Origin of the sequence: Paenibacillus sp. USHLN196 (assembly GCF_037144955.1) — a bacterium.
Lineage (GTDB): Bacteria > Bacillota > Bacilli > Paenibacillales > Paenibacillaceae > Paenibacillus > Paenibacillus xylanexedens_C.
In genome coordinates this window covers 1-22,598 of sequence record NZ_JBBCYH010000003.1, presented here as the reverse complement: position 1 = coordinate 22,598, position 22,598 = coordinate 1, and the positions used below count along the sequence as shown (strand labels likewise).

The 22,598-nt window shown below is 40.4% G+C and carries 26 protein-coding genes and 2 pseudogenes; 1 reads left to right on the top strand and 27 read right to left on the bottom strand.

Features of this window, described 5'->3' with window-relative positions; all coding sequences use genetic code 11:
- Positions 1-136 precede the first annotated feature (136 nt).
- The 25 genes and pseudogenes from WFI24_RS06920 to WFI24_RS06800 form a co-directional block, all read right to left on the bottom strand.
- Positions 137-666 (bottom strand): annotated as a pseudogene (locus WFI24_RS06920) (hypothetical protein).
- Positions 667-856: 190 nt separating this feature from the next.
- Positions 857-1,429, bottom strand: coding sequence for a class I SAM-dependent methyltransferase (locus tag WFI24_RS06915; protein WP_336759666.1), 573 nt, complete (start codon positions 1,427-1,429; stop codon positions 857-859).
- Positions 1,426-2,223: a Cof-type HAD-IIB family hydrolase gene (locus WFI24_RS06910; RefSeq protein ID WP_336759665.1), complete on the bottom strand. Its 798-nt coding sequence runs from the start codon at positions 2,221-2,223 to the stop codon at positions 1,426-1,428. The genes WFI24_RS06915 and WFI24_RS06910 overlap by 4 nt, the downstream gene beginning before the upstream one ends.
- Positions 2,224-2,396: 173 nt before the next feature.
- Positions 2,397-2,669 (bottom strand): lysozyme inhibitor LprI family protein, encoded by a 273-nt coding sequence (locus tag WFI24_RS06905; protein ID WP_336760247.1) that lies wholly within the window; start codon positions 2,667-2,669, stop codon positions 2,397-2,399.
- Positions 2,666-3,049, bottom strand: coding sequence for a hypothetical protein (locus WFI24_RS06900; RefSeq protein WP_336759664.1), 384 nt, complete (start codon positions 3,047-3,049; stop codon positions 2,666-2,668). The genes WFI24_RS06905 and WFI24_RS06900 overlap by 4 nt, the downstream gene beginning before the upstream one ends.
- Positions 3,050-3,240: 191 nt before the next feature.
- Entirely contained in the window at positions 3,241-3,894 is a 654-nt protein-coding gene (locus WFI24_RS06895) for a DUF4304 domain-containing protein (RefSeq protein WP_336759663.1), read from the bottom strand.
- A 210-nt stretch (positions 3,895-4,104) separates the two neighbouring features.
- The gene (locus WFI24_RS06890; RefSeq protein ID WP_336759662.1) at positions 4,105-4,647 is read right to left on the bottom strand and encodes a GrpB family protein; all 543 of its coding nucleotides are present in this window, start codon (positions 4,645-4,647) and stop codon (positions 4,105-4,107) included.
- A gap of 227 nt (positions 4,648-4,874) precedes the next feature.
- Positions 4,875-5,336 carry an NUDIX hydrolase gene (locus tag WFI24_RS06885; protein WP_336759661.1) on the bottom strand — a complete coding sequence of 154 codons (462 nt, stop codon included), beginning with the start codon at positions 5,334-5,336 and terminating at the stop codon, positions 4,875-4,877.
- 238 nt (positions 5,337-5,574) lie between these two features.
- Positions 5,575-6,375 carry an inositol monophosphatase family protein gene (locus WFI24_RS06880; RefSeq protein WP_336759660.1) on the bottom strand — a complete coding sequence of 267 codons (801 nt, stop codon included), beginning with the start codon at positions 6,373-6,375 and terminating at the stop codon, positions 5,575-5,577.
- A 162-nt stretch (positions 6,376-6,537) separates the two neighbouring features.
- The gene (locus tag WFI24_RS06875; RefSeq protein WP_336759659.1) at positions 6,538-7,170 is read right to left on the bottom strand and encodes a hypothetical protein; all 633 of its coding nucleotides are present in this window, start codon (positions 7,168-7,170) and stop codon (positions 6,538-6,540) included.
- 64 nt (positions 7,171-7,234) lie between these two features.
- Positions 7,235-7,462: pseudogene (locus WFI24_RS06870) on the bottom strand (VOC family protein); the annotation flags it as partial.
- 120 nt (positions 7,463-7,582) lie between these two features.
- Positions 7,583-8,353 (bottom strand): nucleotidyltransferase domain-containing protein, encoded by a 771-nt coding sequence (locus tag WFI24_RS06865; RefSeq protein WP_336759658.1) that lies wholly within the window; start codon positions 8,351-8,353, stop codon positions 7,583-7,585.
- A gap of 230 nt (positions 8,354-8,583) precedes the next feature.
- Entirely contained in the window at positions 8,584-9,210 is a 627-nt protein-coding gene (locus WFI24_RS06860) for a Type 1 glutamine amidotransferase-like domain-containing protein (protein ID WP_336759657.1), read from the bottom strand.
- Positions 9,211-9,430: 220 nt separating this feature from the next.
- On the bottom strand, positions 9,431-9,835 hold the full coding sequence (locus WFI24_RS06855) for a DUF4259 domain-containing protein (RefSeq protein WP_036609153.1): 405 nt from the start codon (positions 9,833-9,835) through the stop codon (positions 9,431-9,433).
- A 213-nt stretch (positions 9,836-10,048) separates the two neighbouring features.
- Positions 10,049-10,693: an HAD hydrolase-like protein gene (locus WFI24_RS06850; RefSeq protein WP_336759656.1), complete on the bottom strand. Its 645-nt coding sequence runs from the start codon at positions 10,691-10,693 to the stop codon at positions 10,049-10,051.
- A 236-nt stretch (positions 10,694-10,929) separates the two neighbouring features.
- Positions 10,930-11,649: a ferritin-like domain-containing protein gene (locus WFI24_RS06845; protein ID WP_336759655.1), complete on the bottom strand. Its 720-nt coding sequence runs from the start codon at positions 11,647-11,649 to the stop codon at positions 10,930-10,932.
- Between the two features lie 153 nt (positions 11,650-11,802).
- A complete protein-coding gene (locus tag WFI24_RS06840; protein WP_336759654.1) occupies positions 11,803-12,432 on the bottom strand; it encodes a zinc dependent phospholipase C family protein in 630 nt (209 codons plus the stop codon).
- A gap of 196 nt (positions 12,433-12,628) precedes the next feature.
- A complete protein-coding gene (locus WFI24_RS06835) occupies positions 12,629-13,336 on the bottom strand; it encodes an HAD family hydrolase (protein WP_336759653.1) in 708 nt (235 codons plus the stop codon).
- Between the two features lie 203 nt (positions 13,337-13,539).
- Entirely contained in the window at positions 13,540-14,004 is a 465-nt protein-coding gene (locus WFI24_RS06830) for a hypothetical protein (RefSeq protein WP_336759652.1), read from the bottom strand.
- A 309-nt stretch (positions 14,005-14,313) separates the two neighbouring features.
- On the bottom strand, positions 14,314-15,411 hold the full coding sequence (locus tag WFI24_RS06825; protein WP_253434029.1) for a Gfo/Idh/MocA family protein: 1,098 nt from the start codon (positions 15,409-15,411) through the stop codon (positions 14,314-14,316).
- Positions 15,412-15,487: 76 nt separating this feature from the next.
- Positions 15,488-16,660: a Gfo/Idh/MocA family protein gene (locus tag WFI24_RS06820; protein WP_336759651.1), complete on the bottom strand. Its 1,173-nt coding sequence runs from the start codon at positions 16,658-16,660 to the stop codon at positions 15,488-15,490.
- Complete coding sequence (locus WFI24_RS06815) at positions 16,657-17,571, bottom strand: sugar phosphate isomerase/epimerase family protein (RefSeq protein ID WP_336759650.1); 915 nt, start codon at positions 17,569-17,571, stop codon at positions 16,657-16,659. The genes WFI24_RS06820 and WFI24_RS06815 overlap by 4 nt, the downstream gene beginning before the upstream one ends.
- 250 nt (positions 17,572-17,821) lie before the next feature.
- The gene (locus WFI24_RS06810) at positions 17,822-18,319 is read right to left on the bottom strand and encodes a metallophosphoesterase family protein (protein WP_336759649.1); all 498 of its coding nucleotides are present in this window, start codon (positions 18,317-18,319) and stop codon (positions 17,822-17,824) included.
- Positions 18,320-18,355: 36 nt separating this feature from the next.
- Complete coding sequence (locus WFI24_RS06805) at positions 18,356-18,790, bottom strand: Rrf2 family transcriptional regulator (protein ID WP_145318648.1); 435 nt, start codon at positions 18,788-18,790, stop codon at positions 18,356-18,358.
- Positions 18,791-18,832: 42 nt separating this feature from the next.
- Positions 18,833-19,210, bottom strand: coding sequence for a DivIVA domain-containing protein (locus WFI24_RS06800; RefSeq protein WP_024630343.1), 378 nt, complete (start codon positions 19,208-19,210; stop codon positions 18,833-18,835).
- A gap of 199 nt (positions 19,211-19,409) precedes the next feature.
- On the opposite strand from WFI24_RS06800, the gene WFI24_RS06795 reads away from it, so the two are divergent.
- Positions 19,410-19,976 carry a TraR/DksA C4-type zinc finger protein gene (locus WFI24_RS06795; protein ID WP_336759648.1) on the top strand — a complete coding sequence of 189 codons (567 nt, stop codon included), beginning with the start codon at positions 19,410-19,412 and terminating at the stop codon, positions 19,974-19,976.
- A gap of 190 nt (positions 19,977-20,166) precedes the next feature.
- Here WFI24_RS06795 and WFI24_RS06790 read toward each other — a convergent pair whose 3' ends face one another.
- Both WFI24_RS06790 and WFI24_RS06785 read right to left on the bottom strand, forming a co-directional pair.
- Entirely contained in the window at positions 20,167-20,859 is a 693-nt protein-coding gene (locus WFI24_RS06790; protein ID WP_336759647.1) for an ArsR/SmtB family transcription factor, read from the bottom strand.
- A gap of 134 nt (positions 20,860-20,993) precedes the next feature.
- The gene (locus tag WFI24_RS06785) at positions 20,994-22,283 is read right to left on the bottom strand and encodes an MFS transporter (protein ID WP_336759646.1); all 1,290 of its coding nucleotides are present in this window, start codon (positions 22,281-22,283) and stop codon (positions 20,994-20,996) included.
- Positions 22,284-22,598: the final 315 nt, after the last annotated feature.

Here is a 22,598-nt window from a genome sequence, read left to right as displayed (position 1 = left end):
ACGTAATTAGGTAGTGCAGGGTTACCTGTCTTATTCCGCTCCTTCGCAGATCCACGGACAGCATAAAGGAGTATCAGTGACGCTGCGTAGATAGATTGTGAGATGATTCTTTTGGCATGCTCGAATATATTTGATATCAGCTCTTTATCCTATCACATATGATGTTAACTATTTCTTCTGTAGGTAGTAAACCATCAATAATCAAATCCGAATTCGGTTTTATTGTCTTCAACATACTTTCATATCCGCTTCTCCCGCCAGATAAATAATGACTTAAATCATCTAAAATAGCTTCTGCATTCTTGTTACTATAATCTCTTAATATTCTTCTTGCCATTGCTATATCAAGAGGTGTATCTATGAAAATAGTCAGATCAATGTTTTTCAATTTGTCGTGTAATCTCGCAAAGGGATAATCCAACAGTATAAATTCCAAATGTTCTGAAGTAATAAGATTCCTCAAATCAAAAATTAGTGGCTCTAGGTTCCACTCATTACAGTCAGCGCCTCGCTCAACCCAGTTAATAATATCGTCGGGACCTTCTAAGTCATAACATCGAAATATAAGGTCGTTGAATTATTTAGCACTTGGGTTAGACGTGATGTAATAGTGGTTTTCCCTCCCCCTGATACTGCTGCAATAGCAATGATCTTAGTCTTTTTAATTCCCAATGTTTTTCAGCCTCCTGGAGCAAATTACTGGATATTATTATTTAATTCAAGATATCATCTAACGTTTTTGTATTCACGACCCATTGCATGTGGGTGTCCACTGAATGCCGAACCCAGGACGAATATTCGTAGGGTGAATAATGTACTAGATGATGTCCCTGTCTTCTTCGAAATACTCTATATATTATGCCTTTTTTGCGTCTACAATTAATGATACAAATCCTAAGCTCCCTTTCTGGTTGCGATGGTCGAATCTTTTAGACCTATAGATAAATCCATTCTCTGGATTCCAATCTTTAAAATGAAATTTTCCTTCTTCATCACAATACTCTAATAACTCTACTTCAAAGCCAGCTTCCTTAAACATATTCGTTATTGTTTTATAGTTATGTACTATCTTATGACCTGCTGCAGGATGCTCTAATGGCCCTGGCCCACCCACCTTTACGATGGTCTGATACTCATCATTTGGAAAATATCCATCAGGAACTGCGCAACGAATATAGCCTCCCCTATTCAAATATTTGTAGCAAATCTTTGCAGCTTGAATGCCTTCTTCATAAGTCAAATGCTCCCAAACATGTTCTGATAGTATGGCATCAATTCTCCGATCTTTGAAGCTTTGTTCCCAATCTTCTGCTCTTAATAAGTTTAGATCTTTTTCTTGTGTTTGTACCCATCCTTTATAACTTTGTGAAGAAGCACCTATAATAATTTTAATCGGTTTTGATGGTGCTAATTGAGAAATTTCTATCACCGACTTCTCCTCTTTCTGCTTGAAAATTTTTCTAAACTTACAGCTACACCGTTGTCATCATTATTAGCGGTTATTTCATCAGCAATTTCCTTCAATTCTCTAATCGCATTCCCCATAGCAACAGAATATCCTACCTTCTTAAAGAGGCCTACATCATTATGGTCATCACCAAATGCAATAACGGAATCCAATTCTACATTATACAATTCACAGAGCTTAGTAATTGCCATTTCCTTAGATGCCAGAAGAGGCATGATTTGTATTAATTGATTATTATCCGTAATTAGTATATTCACTCTACCCTCGAATTTTTCAAACAATCCAGAACTGTGATTATTGCCAGAAAGGAGTATCTTCGTAGCATCATATTGTTTTAATTCTTTTAAGGGTTTTACTATGGGGTTTGATTGTGTGTTCATTGAGGTAATATAATCAAGCTCTCTTAAACTAAACCACTCATCTTTCACTTCCATCGTCAGCTCAATTTGAGGGTCACACTTCAAACAGTAATCAAGAATTTCTGTAGTTACATTAGCAGGGATTGATTCATTAATTTCTATCTTAGTTTCCTTACATATCACTTGAGCTCCGTTGTAATATACAAATGCCCCGATATCTACTAGTTCTTGTGGAAGAAACCAATTAACCGCCCTGGGCGGTCGAGCTGTTGCGAATATTATTCTCATTCCTTTTTGATAACAAGATAAGACAGCATCTAAGTTTCTCTTAGATACTTCTTTTTTTGAATTTAATAATGTTCCGTCCAAGTCAAGAACTACAGTTGAATACTTCAATGAATCAACTCCCAATATAATTTCTTCGTTTTAACGTTCCTGTATTCATGAACCCGAAGGGTTGTCTGCTGAAATTCCTCTTCGTAATCCATCCCACAGCTTGAATACATTGTTATGTGCTGCCGTTACTCACTTCGAAGCATCATCTAAAACTTTTGATCCAGATTTCAACTCTATTTTTTGCTTTGGTATAAAAACTCAACTTCACCATCTAACAAATATCGATATTCAAATAATTGCATTGTTCTTTCCCTAATTCTCTCCCGTATAACCATGCCTAGGCTTACCGATCCTTGTGATCCTAGGTAACCATTATTAATAAATGTCTTCTCTACAAATTTTGTTTCCCTTAAGTGATACTGTAACCATTCTTTCTGTGATTCGATTAGTGCTTCTCTTGGTTCTCTATCCAACTTAGAACGCAGCTTTTTATATATTTGATTCATCTCTTTATCCCAAATCTCGGTATATTTGCTTTCCAACGCCCCCATCCCATTGTAGTAATAATCTCTTTTGAATTTTGAGCCTCATCAAATTCCACTTCATAATCATAATCTATAGGATTTCGAAGCATTTCATCATAAAAATCTCCAGTCAATTCATAGTTCCCAATGCTCATGGATAACACTTCATTGTTAGAAGCATCTGATTGACCTTCAGTTATTTCTTTCGATTCTGTTCGATTACCTGTACTCACTACATCAGGAGGCAGTTCAGAATTCATTATTGATTTAGTTTCATTGTTCAAGGTGGTCAACTGACTACTATTTTGGCAAGATGAAAACACAACCGTAATAAATAATAATAAGAGTATCTTACCTTTCATAAATTAATCTCCTTTAATGGCGCGAACGTTACTGTATCCACAACGTCCCACCGACTTAAGCGACCAATGGGAGCGGCCACGATGCGGTTAGTCGGTAAGGATGTGTCCGCTTAATACACTTCACTGCCATTCCCCTTCGGGACCGAGGAGCCGTTAGGCTCCGAAGCACGGATATGATGTTAGATGATGTCTCACAAACTCCCTCGAACTATGCCCTCAAAGTCCTTAATGAGTCCTTTTTCTTTCCCAATATTATTTAATCCCCATTGAGCATATTCTTTCGAGTCCCTATCATTACCTAGAAATTTATGCGTTCGAGCAATTAACAAAGCCAACCTTAAATCAAGTGGAGCTCCAAAATCTTCAATCTTCTTAGATCTAGCTATTATCTCAGCTAATGAAATTGATGTAATCACCCTAGGAAAATCATTGAATTGAGAAAAATAACTCATTCCTTGATCCAAAAATAACTGTTTCATTTCATTTATAGTAACTATTGCATCCTCCTCTGTTTCTCCGTATTGAAACCATCTTTCACGCTCCACTGTAAAAAATCTCTTAAACCAATTTTCTTTTTTATTAAGACGTTTTCTGAATTCACAATCATAGGTCGTGATTTCATTTGAAGACTTAAGTTCACCAATAGAATTAGGGAGGAAATCTAGATGCACCCCCATCTCCATAACACAAGATCCACCGGATTTATCTGCCTGAATCACCAGAGTATAAATAAAGTGATTATCAGTTGTATTAACAAAATGATGATCGGTTCCAATAAACCCAACCTCATGTAGTTTTGGAGCAAAATACACCCTGATTAGCTTTCTAAAATCTTTAGTATTCACGTTTTCATATCCTTTGTGAGATTTCCAATAACGTTGTTGTATTCACAAACCCGAGAGGCTTAAAGGGCATCAGCGACTGGGTCGAAGACTTAGCATCGTAGGAGTTGTCTGTCTGATACGACTTCCTCGAAATATCTCTGGCAGACCAGGGGGCGTTAGCCCCGCAGCGTGAATAATTTGTTATCGGATGTCTTAGTCCCATTGAACTACCTACAAATTCTTTCCACATTCATTAAGTACTTTATATACGAATTCGGTCTTCCCATCCGTATAAGACTGGCGATTTTCTCTATATTTAATAGCAAGTTCTTTCTTTAGATTGGCATATTCGACTACAAATTCGGGATTGCTAATTAATGCATCTCTGAAGGATATATGTCTTAATAACTCTTTGCTCTCTTTATTACAAACATATAAATGATGTTCAGGTTTCTGTAGTTTTACTATACTATAAGGAACATTTGCATCTTTTCTTGCAAAAGCTTCTCTGTTCTCAACACCCAAATTCCCTTCATGATAGTAACCTAAACTTTCTAATCCTTGAATTACATCTGGAAGCAAGTCCATAGAATCAATTACTACATCAATATCTAAAATAGGTTTTGCCGCTAGTCCAGGTACTGCGGTACTACCAACGTGCTCAATTCTAAGTACTAGATCCCCGAGTCTTTGTTCTATGATGGATTTCAGATCAGAAAACATTTCAGACCATTCATTGTTGTAATCTTCAATAATTATTGTTTTTTTACTCACCCTTTCGATGCCTCCAAAAAATAAAGTATTTAAGAATATTTCCGATAACATTCCTGTATCTACGAACCCGAGAGCCTTAAGTTACCGAAGGGAACGGGTCGCAAGACTTAGGCTCGCAGGGTTGTCCGGCTGTTTACTTCCCTGATCATAACTTCGGCCGGGCCTAAGGTGTTAGCACGCAGCGTTAATACGTTGTTATACGCCCCACCTTCTTCAAATCCCTCAAGCTATCGTTTACTTAAGTGTTTAATATATCTTCCATCTGTTCCGTCTTGAAGCAACTCTAGTAACCCATCTGGTACCAGTTTTACTGTCAAATTCCCCTTAAAATAATTTAGTGGTTTCCATACTGCTTTATAGGGTTTACTTCCTTCTATACCATCTATTTCTTCCAAATCGTAAAGTGATCTATTCATAAGCTCAGCCTCATAAATAAAATCATTTTCATGCCCAATTTGATCCTGGTAGTTGAATATATTCTCAATTATACCAATCAAGATAGGTTCTGAAATATCTGCATCAATTTCTTCTTTGACTTCACGAATTACGGTGATTTTGCTACTTTCTCCATATTCAACGGTTCCCCCTATAGGTCGATAATAAGTTATGCCTAGATCCTCATCAAAAAACTCTTCTAACAGTAGTTCTTCCCCTCTTCGGATAACACAAAGTGAAACTGTTCTAATCATTAATATGTCCTCCTGCTTCTATGCAATTAGCCAACATAAATATAATTAGAGATTGTCTTATAACGTTACTGTATCCACGACCCTCCCACCAACTTAAGCGCCAATTGGAGCGGCCGCGATGCGGTTAGTCGTACGGATGTGTCCGCTGATTCTCTTCCCTGCCGATTGCTTCTCGCAGACCGAGGAGCTGTCAAGCTCCGAAGCGTATAATGTTAGATGAAATCAGTTGCTTCTAGCGTTAACTCAATCCTTCTCTTACAATTTGCAATAATTCTGCTTTGTGGTCTGGGTGACATGCAATTAAATAAGGTTCTTCTTTCATTCCATTAAACTTATTTCCATCAAAATCTATAACAAGTCCCCCTGCTTCCTTAACCATTAAGATACCTGAATACAAGTCATCACCTTCAGAATTGTACAGAACAATTCCATCAATATCTCCTTTGGCCAACATACACCATTGAAGCGTTGGAGCCCATAATCTTAACATTCGCTTAAATCTAATATCAATGTATTGTCTTAGTTTTACTGCTTGTAGGTCGTTTTGTACTCTGTGACCTTGAATCCAACCTATATTTCCTTTGAAAATATTCGGGTTACTCTTAATTTGTATTCGTCGATTATTGCAGCTTGTCCCTTCACCAATAACAGATACAAATAAACGTTCTGTTAGAGGTTCATAGACCACTCCAAGCACAGGCTCTCTTTTGTACATTAAGGTAATTGATATCGAAAAAACAGGTAAACCAATCGCAAAATTATTAGTTCCATCTAAAGGATCAATTAACCATAACCAATCGTGCTTAGTTCCGATAAGCCCTGCCTCTTCACTGTGTATCTGATGATTTGGAAATACGTCTTGTATTTGTTTGATGATGATTTCTTCACAGATATGATCTACTTCAGTAACCACATCCCCAAATTCATCTTTAGATCTCAGTTCAACAAAGTTATCAAACTTCTCTCTAGAGATTAGACCTCCTTCGCGAATAATTCTTATTGCAATCTCTTTTGCGGTTTGAATAATCTTACGATCCATTACGCACCTCATATTGATATTGATTTTGATTTCAACTGATTTCATCTAACATTTTGTGTTCACGACGACCGGCGAATACCTGATACGTCTGGCTAGATACATTCTTCTGCTTATAGCTTCTACCAGACCGAGGAGCACTAGCGACGATGCTTGAACATCTGGTTAGGCGATGTCGTTGCCCTCCATGATTACCCTTACATACTCATCCCAATCCTTACCATCTGTATTGATTTCTATTGTTGGCACTCTTGAGATTTGAGCTTGATGTCTTAATACATTTTGGATTTTTAATAATTCACTTACCGACGATCTTACTTCTTCTTCTGTTTTATAGATCCATTCTTCTGGTTGTCTACTTTTAATTCTTTCTTCTACGACTTCGGGCGAGATTGTAAGCAAAATACACCTAGCGTTTAAAGACTCAAGCTGTTCTTCTATTTTATTTATCTCATCCAAATCCGAATCTACAAATGCAGCTCTATGATTTAAGTGAAACCTCTCCAGAACATAAAATAGTCCCCTAGATCCTCTAGATGCAGGACCAAGTTGAATTGCCCATTCGTTAAGTTTCTTTAGCATTTCAACCCGCTCTTTAAGTAACTCAATGTGTCCTTCTCGGGTCAGACTTACATATTTTCCATGTTTATTATTCAAAATTTGAGAATAATGTTCTCCAAGAATAACTACGCTCCGTTCTGAGGATTCTTCTTGTGATTGATAACGTTTAATTGCTTTTAATACTGAAGTCTTCCCGGCATTTGAGTATCCTTCAAGAATTATTCCTCTAATATGCATTTAAATCTCCTTCCACTAGCAATTATTTCGCTTAACGTTTCTATATTCATCGTCCAACGTAGTTCAATGTGTCTGCTGAAGCGCTTCCATCTATATGCCTTAATGATGGATGATAAGAAGTGAGATACTCTTCACCTTGCCATAGACCGACCCAACTCTTTTCTTTTTCAATCCAGAAGAACGCTGTATCTTCATCTCTCCAGGCCAGCTCTAATCCTAATTTAGAATAAAATTCAATAGATTGATGTAAGTTACTCACTGGTAAATGTGCTTCATACAACCCAAGTATCATATTTTCTCCTTTCAATCTTGCCAGTTTCAGATAACGTTTTGTATTGGCGATGTCCCGACGGGCTTAGGGGCCGGATGTGGTCACTCGCTTCTCAAGGTGATTACGATCGTTAATATATTGTTAGCCAAATGAATTTCTGGAAGCAGCCATTGTATTTAAAGCGTTCTCAAAATAGCGATATACTTCATCTGCAATTCTCAAAAACTCTTCAACAAGTACATTGCTACTATCCAAGTAACAAGCATATAGATACTCAACTAAAGCGGAGTTAATCTCACAATAGTTTAATATGGCATTCTTCATCTTAATGATTTCATCTTCCCATACCCCTGTATCTTCTAAAACCAAAGAGTATAATGCACGAATTAATCTCTTAGAGTAACCTTTAATATATCTAGTTTTCATTGAGTGATCACTAACATTAGAAAGTGAACGATGTACACGATCTACTTCCTCCTTGGTATCTGTATTTAAGTCTAAAATGAATTCTGGAGAAATTATGATCGGGGGTACTTTTTCACCAATGTCCTCCCCATGCATACAAACACAAATGATCTTAATCCAAAAACCCCAATCATTCGGTCTACTTAATACATCATCAATCGAGCAAATGATCGTATCCATCTTAGTGACGAATGGATATTCTTCCAAAAGCCTGTCTTTAATCATTGACAATCTTTCGTAATCAATATCTTCGGGATTTGCACATACAATAGTAAAGTCTGCATCTGACTTAAAAGGTTTAGCTGTTCCTTTTGGAATCGAGCCACACATATAAATGCTATGAATCTTACCTATAAATTCGTTAAGTATATGATCTATATACTTATCAACCAAATCCTTATATTCACTTTGTATTGCAATTCTATTTATAACTTTTTCTAATATCATATAGACTCCTCCTAAAATAAGAACTTCTTACGGCTAACGTTGTTGTATTCACGAAACCGAGAGACTTACAGGAGCGAGTGGGTCGAAGACTTAGCCTCACAGGAGTTGTCTGCTGGATACTACTTCCTCGAAATCCCTCTGGCAGACCAAGGGGCGTAGCCCCGCAGCTTGAATACGGTGTTAGCAAATTTCAGGGGCTTCCCGAGCTACTTTCGATGAATTTACAACTTTCAATGTGCTTGGTTCATTAAGATTGAGATATATTCTTCATCTTTAAGCCTTGTCACCTTACAGTTCTCATTGGATTCAAATTCTACTATTCTCTCTTCAATTGTTTTATTAGTACTATCTTTAAATATGTCCTCTCGATCATAGTGAGGAAAAATAAGCTTGTCGGTTACACCTAATGCCTTAAAATCCGTTAAATTCATTGTGTTCATCTGTGGAGTAAAGAAATCGACAATGTTAATATTCGGCCCCAATAATAACGTTCCAGCACTTACTCCAACTATAATTACATTCTGTGCGGCCAGTGTTTTAATAATTTCATCAGCACCACTTTTCTTAGCGTAATACAATAATGTAAATGGATTTCCACCATTGATATATATAACATCTCTATGCTTGAGAATATGCGGGTCATCAAATTCAATATCTACAAAATTGATATGCTGAAATCCCATGTCCTTAAACTCTTGCATTGCTCTTTGTGCATATCTATTAGTTTCTTTTCTAGGGGATGCTGTTGTAATAATTGAGACTTTTAATTGAGAAATATCTCCATCAATAAAATCCAGAAATTGATTTTTAATATCTTCAGTATAAAAACCACAAGAGGTTAGTAACAAGCTACTCATTGAAATCCCCGTCCTTTAACTAATAGTTTATCTAATCTTTATAATTTAATTAAGCATTCCCCTGATTTCTGCTAACGTTTCTTTATTCATGAACCCCAAAGGGGTTGTCTGCCGAAATTGCCTCATCGGAATCCTTCCAGCAGACCAAGGCTCCAACGGAGCCGCTGCTTGAATATTTTGTTATGTGAAGTTCCCTCTTCTCGAAAAGCTATCAATTTCTTTACAATCGATTTTCTAAGTCATTTATTGTATTTAACCAGATTGGGTATTCTTCTGATTCTTCCCATAGCTCTTTTAGTTCTGAATCTTTCTTAATTTTCTTAACTGCTCGTTTAGCTTTTGAAATGAGTTTTTTTCCTTTACCTTTATGTTTATCGATCCAGTCATATAGATCCTCTGTATTACTTTGATTATTCAAAATTTCTTTCCCAGGATTACCTTGTAATGCTACAAGGATCTCAATTGCGCCTAAAGCATTGGAAGCTAAATCTGACTCAATATAATCTTCTTCTAATACTTCTTCAATCGTCTCTTCAATTAATTCGATGTCATCAGAATCAAGTAAATCTGCCTTCCAATCTAATACATCATCGTTCTCGAAAATTCCAGTTCCCCATGCTCCCATCAATTAACCTCCAAAAAGTGTCATTATGTTTTAAAGCTCTTAGGGACATAACGTTCCTGTATTCATGAACCCCGAAGGGGGTGTCTGCCGAAATTCCTCTCCGAAATCCTTGCAGGCCAAGGCTCCGTGAGGAGCCGCTACTTGAATATGATGTTATAGGACGTCAGCGTCTTCTTCGAAAATACTTACACAAATACTCCACTACCCATGATGTTAAATATATCTTTTCAATTCAAGTAAATCATCAATAATATAATCCGCTTGTTTAAGCTCCCATTCTTGGGCAAAGTCAAATCGACAACCAAAAGCCTTCAATCCATTGTTTTTTGCGGCATTGAAATCAGAAATCCTGTCCCCAACTACAGTTGCATTGCTGATGTGATGTTTTTTAAGAATATGACCGACTAAGTCATCCTTATTTTGAGTTCCTATTTGTTGGATGCTATAAGTTTCTGCCACCCACTTATCTAATTTGTAGCAGTTAACGATGGCATTGAGGTATTCGTTTAGTCCATTACTTGCAATAAAAATGAAATAGCCTTCATGTTTCAAGTAATCAAAGATTTCGTTGACATGTGGATATAGGGCGCCATTGCCATTATTAATATTTGCAATTAACTTCTCCAAGAAGATTTCGTCTACAATTCGTCTGATTTCGTTTGAATGGTTCGGTAATAACGTTTCCCAAACTACTGGTAGAGGAACTCCCATAATTTCACGATATTTTTGAGTTGGAGTTTCACTCGACCATTCATTACGAGACCTCAAGACAGAAAACGTTTCTTCTAACGATAACTCTAAGATTTTGTTTGTTTGAAATAGTGTACCATCCATATCGAAAATAACCGCTTCCAGCATGATTTCACTCCTATTCAGAGTTTGAATAATTTATTTTGTATTTTTATACGCTGATTTCCTATAACGTTACTGTATCCACGACGCCCCACCGACTTAAGCCACGTTTGGGGCGACCGCGATGCGGTTAGTCGGTGCGGATGCGTCCGCCTGATTCCACTTCCCTGCCAATTCCCTTCGGGCTGACCGAGGGAGCGTCAGGACCTAAAGCATGGAATAATGTTATCTGACGTAAACCTCTACTGTGAATTAGCTATAATCTTCTTTGTTAAGTTAAACTCATGACGGCATTCATAGTAGTAACTTTTGAGTTTATATCCCCCAGCTTTAAATACAGGCTTATGTTGATACCACACTATAATTAGCGTTCCTTCAAAAAGGATTCTACGAAGGATATAAACTATTCTGTTAAAGAGAACGTTTCTATTATGAGCAAATTTATGAAGTGTTTCGGATTGAAACTGAACATGTTTCTCCTCATCACTTAAAATCTGATTACATAAATCTATTAATACTTCAGACTTAGTAGATTTTTGCAAGGCTTTATAGTACAACTTAGCAATGAGCTCAGCAGTTAATAGAACAATGACTGATTGTTCTAGACTTGCATATCGACGTAATCTTCTAAATACATTGTCCACCCAATGTTTACGAAGGAGTGGGATTCCCTGTACCTTCATAAATCTGCCTAGATCTTTAGCGTGTCTCTGTTCTTCTTTAATGAATTCTATAAGCGCTTCATAGTAATCCTGATCTTGTGTCTGATGTACATATTCTTGCGCACGTTTAATTAGATGTTTACCTTCAGAGTTTTCTCCTAATTGAAACTGTTGAATTGACTTAATGATTATTTCTCTTTCATTAGTTGTTAATTTATAGTTGTCATCCCAATGAATATATTTGAGGTTTTGATTATTTCTTCGAAAATATTGCACCCATTTCGAGAAAGTGATATTCATTATTTGCTCCTAAAATGTAATAGTTTTATGTTAGATAACGTTCCTGTATTCACGACCCGACGCATGTCGGGTGTCCGGCGAACGTCGGGCCAAGGGCGTATGCCCGCAGCGTGAATATTATGTTATATGTTGTCCCTGCCTTCTCTGAATCGGCTAATTTACTCTATTCTTCTTTCTTAATAATTGTTCTAAATTCATTATTCCCACATTTACTGATGTTTCGATATATCCTTTGATCTGTATAAAACTAAAGACATTCAGCGGTTCATTTATTACTTGTTCTTCATACTCCATATCTCCTAATACATGAGGAACGAATTCTAGTACATCACGAGACTTTACCTCATCCAGATCAATGACTTCACCAGCTTTATTATTGATTGCATTCCTCATTTCATCAGTAAAATCGTAGTACTCTAACAGCTTTCCGTTCAGTAATTTAAAATCATTATGATACAGCGGATACACTCCAACATCTGCTTCCATTTGATTCCTCAACCAAGGCATATAAAATCCCTTCATCCACTGCTCATCTGCAATTAAATGTGCAAAATATCCCAGCACATACAGGTTATTAGAATATGATTCATATTTATTTAAAAATTCTCGATAGTCTATGTGTCTTGTGAAGTTCTGATGTTCCCCTCTATAGAAATGAGATTCATCTTTTGTAACAACCGCATCTGGAGCAATACTGCCTAGCAAAAACGAAGTTCTGTCTTCGATATTCAATCTCTCAGCAATTTTATGGCCGATAATCAAATGCATGATTCTGGATCCCATAATATAATTCACCCCATGGTAATTGATCTTCATGCTCTTGCAGGGATTACATATAACGTTTGTGCATTCCTGACGTTCAAGCGGCTTAAATGACCGAAGGGAACGGGTCGATAGACAGTTGAATGTATCGCCTGATACCGCTTCTTTGAAATTCTTCTAAACGATCAAGGGCGTTGCCCGCAGTAGAAATGCGTTGTTATACGACGATACTACCTTCTTCGATTCCACTAATAATATCTCTTACTTCTTTTAGATCTCTACATATAAAGTTGGGTTCTGCAATATCTGTTTCAATCTTATTTAACCGATTTAACCAGACTGTCGCTATTCCTAAAATACCTGCTCCACCGACATCGCTCATTAAAGAATCCCCGATATGTAACACCTCTTTAGGAGACAGATTGTGTCTTTCTAGGGCTTCAATAAATAATTCTGGTCTTGGTTTATATGATTTAACGTCTTCACTTGTAATTATTTCATTTACCTTTATCCCATGATAAGCTATTGCGGCTTTTACATCGGCTGTGTCAATATTCGATAATATGTAGACTTCATATCCTTGAAGAGTTTCTAGAAATGGAATTGTATCACTAAATATTTTAGGCTCACTCCAGTGATCGAATTGCTTCTGGATGATCTCATTTACATCACAGTTTGATCTATATTTAGAAATCGTCTCAGATAATGATAGGATCCCGAGTTCGCGCTGGGATTTAAATGTCTCACCATAGCTGTTTTTAAACATACTCGAAAACATCTTCCACCAGTATCTCCCTATATCACTTACTTCGCATTCTTCCATACTATTTTCTTGTATTTCCTTACAGATCAATGGGATGATATCGTCATCCTCATGAACCAAGGTTCCATAAAAGTCCAGAAATATTGCTTTAATACTCATCATCCCGTCTCCTTTGATTAAACTCTCTAAGCCTATTCTGCAGTATTGTTGTATAACGTTTCTGTATTCACGAACCCCGAAAGGGTTGTCTGCTGAAATAACTCTCCGAAATCCATCTCGCAGACCAAGGCTCCAACGGAGCCAAAGCGTGAATATTTTGTTATGCGTAGTACCTGACTTCTACGAGATACTAAATACTCTTAAAATCATTCTATTGGTTTATAAATGGTTTTAAGATTCTCAATATATTTATCCTTGCTAAATTTCATTTCGGGCACTAAATCTAACCAGGTAACTTCTTTCCCGACTAGCTCATAATTATATGGTATTCCTAGATTACTAGAATCCACTCCAATCCGTCTCCAAATCACTTGATCATCTGATTTTAAAACTTCAGCAACAATTAGTGTACATGTTAAATCGCAATCATCTGGACACATTAATATTGGTAAAATAACAATCTCTTCTTCTGAAATAAAACGTCTTAGTACTAACTCTGCTTCTTCCTTCAGTCCAATCCAATCAGTAATTGTCGGAATTAAACCTAAATATAAATTATCTGGATACAAATTGTGAAGATATAAATCAAACGGAATTCCATCAATCGTTATTACAGGATGTTCTACATTGACATATTTACTTGTCTGCATATCTATAGAAAATACATTCATTAAGTATCTCTCATTCTAATATAATTTTCATTTTCCAGATATTACGCATAACATCATATCTACGAACTTCGTAAATACCTCTCTTTTTAACGAATATCCGAACTACATATAATATAACCCATATTAATCCATCTGCGAAGTCACGAACATACTTAAAAAAGCAGCCCCAGTGCAAACCGCTCCATTCGTTAGAAAAGTCTAACCTATTGGATGCAGTTTAACATTTGGGCTGCTCTTTCTTCACTCAACAAAAGAAGATTTACGGATAATCTATAGTAATCAACCTTTGCTCCCCTTCACCTAAAACATTTACTTCGCTCCGCTACTCCACACCACGCGTTCGCTCATCGCTTTATGCTGTGCAATCAGACAGAGTTCTGCCGCTTTGAATGCATGTTCCTGTGTCATGGCTGTCTCGGTGCGATCCAGACAATCGCGAATCAGTTGACCAAAGAACGGATAACCGACCTTGCCCTTCACGCTGTAGCGAAACTCGCCTTCATGGTTTACCAGATAGACCTGATCTCCTTCCGGTTCTCTCGCTACATCGATATACTTCCGCAGCTCGATATAACCGTCCGTTCCCAGAATAACTGTACGCCCATCGCCCCATGTGCCCAGACCATCCGGTGTGAACCAGTCCACTCGGAAGTAACCGGACGCTCCGTTGTCACCAATCAGAGAAGCTTCGCCGAAGTCTTCCAGTTCCGGGAACTGTGGGTGATTGAAGTTATGCACACGACTGAACCCTACCTCAGCGTCCGTACATGATGCAAACGTCAGAAATTGTTCGATCTGGTGACTCCCGATATCACAGAGAATGCCGCCATACTGCTCATGCTTGAAGAACCAGTCGGGTCTTCCTCCGGCATTTAAGCGATGCGGGCCTGTACCCATAACTTGCACTACTTTGCCGATTGCCCCTTGTTCAATGAGCTGCCCCGCATAGATCGCACTTTCTACATGCAGTCGTTCACTGTAATACACCATGTACTTTTTGCCCGTTCGCTTCACTTCTTCTCGTGCCAGCTTTAATTGCTCCAGCGTGGTAAATGGGGCTTTGTCTGTAAAATAATCCTTGCCTGCGGCCAGAACTCTCATGCCAAGCGGCGCACGATCTGAAGTGATCGCTGCACTTGCCACCAATAACACCTCATCATCTGCAAGCACCTCTGCTTCAGATCCAGCAACTTGAGCCTGTGGGAACTGCTTCCGAAATGCCTCTACCTTCGCCGGGTCCGGATCATACACCCACTTGAGGGTAGCTCCAGCCTCCAACAATCCCCCAACCATGCCGTAGATGTGTCCATGATCCAGTGCAACAGCAGCAATGGTGAACTCACCCGGACCACATACGACCTCTTTTGTGACACTTTTCGGTGCATAAAACATCCCGTCTTTAGCCATGTCATCCCATCCTTTTTGTAAAATAGTTAACCCTCTTAGTCGAATCAGATTCGATCCAAATTTATTCAATTAGTTCCTATTTAAACGTCTGACTCAGATCAGCAGGTTGACTGCCACTGAATGCCTTGTCTTTCTTCGTCGTTGAACCAGCAATGCGTTCCTGCAGATGTTCGTAGAACAGATCCTCATCGATCGGCAGATCCACCCAGTTATCCGTCCAGGTGGACAGCAACATCGCATTCGACAATGTTAATCCGTGTATACCATCCTCACCGGGAGCAATAAGTGGTGCGCCTGTACGAATTGCATCCACCCAGTTGCGAATTAGGCCAGGGTGACCCGTCTCCACACCCGTAATCGGAACCTCACATTTCCAACATTCTGGCTGTCCAAAACCCCCGGTGAACCGCTGATTGAATTCAGGCTCAGATTCCCGAAGTCGCCAGAAAGTAAGTTTGCCATCTTCAATGACGATTTTACCTCGGTCTCCGTTGACCTCGAATCGATTGGTACCTGGTGCTTCTCCAGTAGTCGTTACGAAGACACCTGTTGCTCCATTTTCATACTCCACATAAGCCGTTACATCATCTTCCACTTCAATGTTCCGATACTTGCCAAACGAACAGAAAGCACGCATTCGTACCGGCATCATGCCAATGGTCCACTGCCACAGATCCAGTTGATGCGGGTCCTGGTTAATCAACACACCGCCGCCTTCCCCTGCCCATGTCGCACGCCAACCGCCGGAATCATAATAACTCTGGGATCGATACCAGTTCGTAATAATCCAATTGGTACGCCGTACCTCGCCCAGTTCTCCCGAAGCGATTAAGTCTCTCAGCTTAATGTAGAGTGGGTTGGTCCGCTGGTTGTACATCATGGAAAAGACTTTACCGCTGGCTGCGGCCGCTTCATTCATCTTGCGTACCTGCTTCGTATACACACCAGCTGGCTTCTCGATCATGACATGCAAGCCATGCTGGAAAGCCTGAATGGCCTGCTCTGGATGGTCATAGTGCGGCGTTGCAATAATAACCCCATCAATCGTACCCGAAGACATCATCTGCTCTGCATCCTGCCAATAGGTGACCGTAGCTGGAAGATGACTGGACACCCAGCTTTCCATCTCTCTTCTTACATCACATACGGCGACCAGTTCTGCGCCAGGTACCTCTCCGGCCACCAATGTTCTGGCATGTGATGCTCCCATATTTCCAATACCAATCACGGCTACTCGTACGATACTCATGCCTGCTCCCCCTCTTCCACACGACGCTTAATTTCAGTGAATACATCTGCAAAATGCTGTAACATCGCCTTGGAGTCCAAAGCACCACTAAAGTCCTCAATTCCGTAGTATCCGTCATATCCGACGGCTTTCAGATCCCGGAACATCTGCACCCAATCCACCATGCCTTCAGTCAACGGTGTCCAGTGACATTTCCAGGATGTATTCAGAGCCATTCCGTTGCTATGTTCAGTCACATTAGCCTTTTGCGAATCATTCGCTTCTGCTTCAAACCACCCGGCATTTTTTACATGTACATGAGCCAGATAAGGCCCCAGCAACTCAAGTCCCATTCGATGATTCTCATATCCTTCATGCACCATGTTGCCTGGATCGTACAATACACCCACATGCTGCGGGTCGAGCGATTGCACAAGCCGATAGGACAACGATGCGGTCGGTGCTATTGTCTGATGATGCGTCTCTACAAGGGCCTTGATCTTATACTGTTTGGCTAGGTCCTGTACTTCACTCAGATAATGAACGGCTTTACGATACAACTCAGGATAGCTGGTCTTGCGATCATATCCGGGAACCCCTACACGCATCATAGATGCTCCTAAGCCAGCCGCAGCCTGAAACGCCTGCTCTGTAGCAGACAGATCTCCACAGTTCAGATACGGTACAAGTGCAATGGATCTTCTACCTTGGCTTACCGCCGCTTCACGGAAAACAGGAATCTGTTCCTGCCAGCGACTTGGATCTACCGAGCAGCGATTATTTCTCCAGTAAGAAGGTTCCTCGGATATCGCTTCTTCAGGAACTCCGCGAAAACGCCACTCGATTCCATCGATCCCGGCTGCTGCTGCAGCTGATGCCAACTCTTCTGCATTCAAATCTGGGGTAGCTACGGTGAATACAGACAATTTCATCTATGTTCATCTCCTTATGTAAACGTATTCATTTCATGTCGTAAAGGCATTGTATCACCACATTGAACGTGACCATAGGGGAAAACGCCAACAGATGAATGACAGATAACGAACAGAGCATATTCCCCATTCAGAGATAACTCCCAAGAGATGAAATGACCATAAAGCCAAAAAGACACCCCTGAAACAGAATCCGCTTCTGTTCAAAGATGCCTTTTAAACGTTTATAGTTAGCAACCCGCAAATTTCTCTAATCCCGGTCAAAGAACACATGCTCAGCCTGTATTTTACCCTGATCGATCGTCATAATCCCGAATGAATATTGTTTCTGAAAACGCCGATCCGTAGGCGATCCAGGATTAAATACCAACATGTTGTCTACGGTATGCATCACCGGAATGTGTGAATGTCCATAGATCACAGCATCCACCCGTTGGCCTGCAAAGGTATGAATCGCATTCTGCTCCGTACCCTTTGATCCTTGATGACCATGAACAAGACCCAGACGAAGTCCCTCTACTTCAACAATGCGGGAATACCCGAGTTTTTCAGCGATTTCAGACGGGTCCGTATTACCTGCTACCCCTTCAACCGGTGCATACTCACTAAGCAATGGGTGTACACTCCAATCCGACCAGTCACCAGCATGAAGAATGAGATTGGCACTCGGCAGTACATCAAGAAGCCGCGCAGGTAACTTGCGTGATTTTCGTGAACAATGCGTGTCGGAGATGACTACAATTTTCATATAACAACCCACCTTTCCTTTACGGTTTACTACAATTTACTCTGTCTGCGATGAGACAGCTTGCATCTGGGAACTGGAACGCTCCATATCTTCAAGCGTAATGGATGCGAAGAACTGCTCTACCTTGGCCTCGGCAACCTGATACAGATTAGTCAGCAGGCTGTCAATATGCAAGCCCACCTCACAATCCGGGTTACAATTACCATGAATCGGGAACAGTGGCCCTTCATCCTTGGCAGCCTGATAGATCATGGCTAATGTGATTTCACTTGATGGCTTCGCCAGATAGAAGCCTCTTGTTCCAGGAGAAGAGTTCACTAATCCTGCCTTTTTCAGCCCGCCCAGAATACGTCTGACGACGACAGGGTTGGTATTCACGCTACCTGCGATATGTGCAGACGTGATTCGTTCAGGCGCGCTGAGTGACAATAACAACAGACAATGCACACTGACCGAAAAATGAGTACTCATGATTAACCACCTTTATTTAATATCATCAAAGACATACTAACGTTATTCAGAGAACAGATCCTGTTCGGGACGTGCTCTGATCTTGAGTTGTCGCACACTGTATTCCAGTTGCTTCACAATATCATCCAGCTGTTTACGATCAATCTTGGTTGGATCTTCCACCGGTTTCGCGGACGACTTAAGATCCCGGATCGTTAACTGCTGTTCTTGCCATTTGTCCATCAGATCTGCAATATTGGCATAGAAACGTTCGTAATCTTTGATGACCAGATCAAGATAAGCATCTACCTCATCCGGATCATAACCACGAAGTTTATAATTAAATTGTTTTTCATGAATCGATAACGCATCTAGCTGCACACCCAATTGTTTGAACAATTGTCTTTGTTTATCCAATCTTCGTTTCATATGTTCATCCATATTGACAACCTCCATTATAAGCCAAGCCGTAGTTCTATTTCCTGGGAAGAACACACGGCAATTTCTCTCTCTATTTTTTATAACACATAATCCGTCAGATATAAAACGATACAGCCCTATTCCTCACGAAAATGATTGCTTTTCTTCCAATTCGGGTAAAGACACACTACACCCCACAACGGGAAAGGAGCATGTCCTTATGAGTACATTAACTAAAGATCAACATCAAATACTGAAAAACGCCCTTTTGGAGCAACGTGAAAACTTGCAGCGTCATTTTGAATCCAGCATGGAAGACGGTGCTCCAGTCGAGTCACTGAAAGATTCAACCGGTGAGCTGTCCTCCTATGATAATCATCCGGCCGATGCCGGTACGGAAACATTTGAACGCAGCCGTGATCTGGCGATCGACGATACATTAACAGACGAATTCAATCAAGTGACCGACGCATTGGAACGTATGGAACAAGGTACATACGGAACCTGTGTAACGTGCGGAGAAGATATTCCTTTCGAACGACTTGAGGCAATCCCATATACGGCTTACTGTATTGACGACACGCCTAACCGGGAGATCAACAACGATCGGCCCGTTGAAGAAGAAGTAATGACCATGCCTCCAAGTGGTGCTGGAGAAGGAAGACAGCAGAACGCCGGCAAATTCGACAACGCGGATGCTTGGGAAGCAGTCGAAGAATATGGTACATCCAACTCCCCCGCAACCGCAGCCAAACGTGATGTGAAAGACTATGATGAGAATATGTAACATCGTTATGAACTGAAACGGTAAGCGTCAAAATTGAATTCGATTCATTAGGATGCTCCACTGTTAGCCTTTCTTGTCACGCATTAAAAAGCCGCCATTGGCGGCTTTTTCTAGTTTTCTCCAAAGCATTCTCTCACATTTGCCGTTACTTGCTTCCAGCGATAACGCTGAACACACATATTCTGTCCCTTTATTCTTCTGACTCACTACCAGATGATGCAGATTCCTGCCGTTTAGAAACAGATCGGGACACTTTGGGAGTTGATTTGGCCTTACCGGTCGTCGCTTTCTTTTTCTCTTTTGCATCTGTCTTAGATGCAGGTATTTTCTCTAACGGTTTAGAGAGAGCAGAAAATAACTGAAAGACCTCATGTTCCCCTTGATGGTTCTCTTTCGCTGTATAGGGTTCACAGAGTTTAATGATATTTTTATACAACTGCTCTACTTCCTCACGGGTTGCATACAGCGTGATGTCCGAGAGAAACATCCGATCTTCGTTTTCCGCCTGATGCATGAATCGCTGACGACTCTGTTCGAACATCTCATTCAATAACTTGAGCGTTTCGGACCGAAACACCTGTTTCAATGGTGAGTTTTCCTTGTCTTCATCTTCGTGACGAAGATGGATCTCTCCGGTGAATGGTTCGTAGTATTTCGCAATAATCCCATTAATCTCACGTGTGGAAACGATAGTGAGCAGACCAATTTTCTCCAACTTTTTCACATGATAGTGCACTTTGGCGGGCACCTCACCCATCTGATCGGCGATCTCTTTGACCGTAGAGGCCCTGCCCTGCTTATTAAACATATTCATAATCTGTATCCGATACGGATCGGAGTAGATTTTAATTTCTTCAATTGTGGAAAGAACTTTGTGCTGCATCCCTGTATCCTCATTTCCGGGGTACCTGTTGCCCATCGATGCCTCTATTATACCGCTGCATCAGGGCTTCGGTCAAAACAAGCCGGAGCTGACATGCTACATAAAATCGGATAATAATCGCTTCTGAATGTACTTTACAAAGCCGTTCGAAAACTTTTGCTTAGAAGCAGCATACCTGCTGACATGGCAAGCATAATACCAAAGACGATAAAAAGAACAGGCATGGTCATCCAATCTGCAAGCGCTCCCGAAGCCAAACTCCCAAGTGGTGCGACACTCAAGACAAGCATACTCTGAAGGGCATATACTCTACCCAGCATTTCGGAAGGGGTAACCTCCATAAGATAGGTAGCCAGCGGTGTCGTAGCCAGTGGAATGCCCATCCCCATCAGCAAACAAAAGGTAGCGGCAACCGGCAATTGGAAGGACGTCATATACGCCGGGAGTGCCGTCATCGCATAACTGAGGCCCAACATGACTACCCCACTGATGACCAGCACACTTTTACGATAATTCGCTCCCCTTTGTGTCAACCATACACCACTAAGCAACATACCTCCCACCATCAACCCACTGAGCAGACTTAATCCCCACGCACCTGCATGCAGCGTTTCAATGACATAGGGTGTACGGAGAACATTGAACGGCATCAGGCAGAAATTAACGAAGGCAAACAGGATGGAGACGATTAACAATAAGGCATGTTTACGGAGAAAATGAAAAGCTTCAGCCATTTCGGAGAATATACTACTTTTTGGGGATGGAAGAGAATCTATTTCATTTGATGTTTTATTTTCATTGTTAGCAGATGTTAAGACTTCAGGGTAGCCTACTCTGCTCATAATGAAAGCACTTAGTGCAAACAAACCAGCATCAATCAGGATCGTCCAGGCAATGCCTATTGTAGCAATGAGTGCACCGGCCACTGCAAGTCCTGCGAGCTCTGCCACTCTGGTTGCGGAAGACGACATGGCATTACCGGAGAGCAGCATCGATTGGGGAAGCAATCTGGGCACACTGGACACTTCAGCAGGAACAGTGAAACATTCCAGCAAAGAATTCAGAATCGTGATGACAAACAGATGCCACACTTCGAGTTGCCCCAGTCCGAACAACAGGGCTGTAATACCCACGAACAACCCGCGACCAGTATTGGTAATCACAATCACTTTTTTGGGAGACATGCGATCAACCAAAGCACCGGCGAACAGACCCAGGAGGATATTGGGCAAGAAATTCACCGCCAGCAGCGTACCCATCAGCACTTTCGAACCGGTCAGCATATATACCATCCAGCTGTATGCAATCGAATCAATGGAGTCACCAAATCTGGATACAACTTTACTAAGCATAAACTGCATATACGGCCTGATTCGTATTAATTCACCTATACCTTGTTTGCCAACTGCTGTGCTATCGTTCATGGCTTTCCACTCCCTAACGTTAAAATATTTTTCATGTTAATTTTATTTTAACGTAAGTTATGCAAAAATCAATACCTCCGTGAAAATAATTTTAACGACAAGTGAGAAAAGAACGATCTCGCTCTTCTTTCAGATGATTCGTAAGCAACAGCGGACCTTTTGATCCACTTCCTATAACACAAAAAAAACAGACCACATGTGGTCTGATATGCTCCCATCACAGTAGACAGTAGAAAAAACAAAACTCTACTTCTACCATGATGGGAGTTTTTGTAATGTCCAAAAGAAGCCCGGTTTCATATGAAATCAAGATTC

Bases quoted from the DNA above. Each gene is read 5' to 3' on its own strand.
- WFI24_RS06860 (WP_336759657.1), bottom strand. From the start codon at position 9,210: ATGAGTAGCTTGTTACTAACCTCTTGTGGTTTTTATACTGAAGATATT.
- WFI24_RS06815 (WP_336759650.1), bottom strand. From the start codon at position 17,571: ATGAAATTGTCTGTATTCACCGTAGCTACCCCAGATTTGAATGCAGAA.
- WFI24_RS06800 (WP_024630343.1), bottom strand. From the start codon at position 19,210: ATGGATGAACATATGAAACGAAGATTGGATAAACAAAGACAATTGTTC.
- WFI24_RS06835 (WP_336759653.1), bottom strand. From the start codon at position 13,336: ATGATGAGTATTAAAGCAATATTTCTGGACTTTTATGGAACCTTGGTT.
- WFI24_RS06785 (WP_336759646.1), bottom strand. From the start codon at position 22,283: ATGAACGATAGCACAGCAGTTGGCAAACAAGGTATAGGTGAATTAATA.
- WFI24_RS06865 (WP_336759658.1), bottom strand. From the start codon at position 8,353: ATGATATTAGAAAAAGTTATAAATAGAATTGCAATACAAAGTGAATAT.
- WFI24_RS06880 (WP_336759660.1), bottom strand. From the start codon at position 6,375: ATGGATCGTAAGATTATTCAAACCGCAAAAGAGATTGCAATAAGAATT.
- WFI24_RS06905 (WP_336760247.1), bottom strand. From the start codon at position 2,669: ATGAATCAAATATATAAAAAGCTGCGTTCTAAGTTGGATAGAGAACCA.
- WFI24_RS06885 (WP_336759661.1), bottom strand. From the start codon at position 5,336: ATGATTAGAACAGTTTCACTTTGTGTTATCCGAAGAGGGGAAGAACTA.
- WFI24_RS06805 (WP_145318648.1), bottom strand. From the start codon at position 18,790: ATGAGTACTCATTTTTCGGTCAGTGTGCATTGTCTGTTGTTATTGTCA.
- WFI24_RS06840 (WP_336759654.1), bottom strand. From the start codon at position 12,432: ATGGGATCCAGAATCATGCATTTGATTATCGGCCATAAAATTGCTGAG.
- WFI24_RS06850 (WP_336759656.1), bottom strand. From the start codon at position 10,693: ATGCTGGAAGCGGTTATTTTCGATATGGATGGTACACTATTTCAAACA.
- WFI24_RS06830 (WP_336759652.1), bottom strand. From the start codon at position 14,004: ATGAATGTATTTTCTATAGATATGCAGACAAGTAAATATGTCAATGTA.
- WFI24_RS06900 (WP_336759664.1), bottom strand. From the start codon at position 3,049: ATGAAAGGTAAGATACTCTTATTATTATTTATTACGGTTGTGTTTTCA.
- WFI24_RS06810 (WP_336759649.1), bottom strand. From the start codon at position 18,319: ATGAAAATTGTAGTCATCTCCGACACGCATTGTTCACGAAAATCACGC.
- WFI24_RS06845 (WP_336759655.1), bottom strand. From the start codon at position 11,649: ATGAATATCACTTTCTCGAAATGGGTGCAATATTTTCGAAGAAATAAT.
- WFI24_RS06875 (WP_336759659.1), bottom strand. From the start codon at position 7,170: ATGCATATTAGAGGAATAATTCTTGAAGGATACTCAAATGCCGGGAAG.
- WFI24_RS06790 (WP_336759647.1), bottom strand. From the start codon at position 20,859: ATGCAGCACAAAGTTCTTTCCACAATTGAAGAAATTAAAATCTACTCC.
- WFI24_RS06855 (WP_036609153.1), bottom strand. From the start codon at position 9,835: ATGGGAGCATGGGGAACTGGAATTTTCGAGAACGATGATGTATTAGAT.
- WFI24_RS06820 (WP_336759651.1), bottom strand. From the start codon at position 16,660: ATGAGTATCGTACGAGTAGCCGTGATTGGTATTGGAAATATGGGAGCA.
- WFI24_RS06795 (WP_336759648.1), top strand. From the start codon at position 19,410: ATGAGTACATTAACTAAAGATCAACATCAAATACTGAAAAACGCCCTT.
- WFI24_RS06825 (WP_253434029.1), bottom strand. From the start codon at position 15,411: ATGGCTAAAGACGGGATGTTTTATGCACCGAAAAGTGTCACAAAAGAG.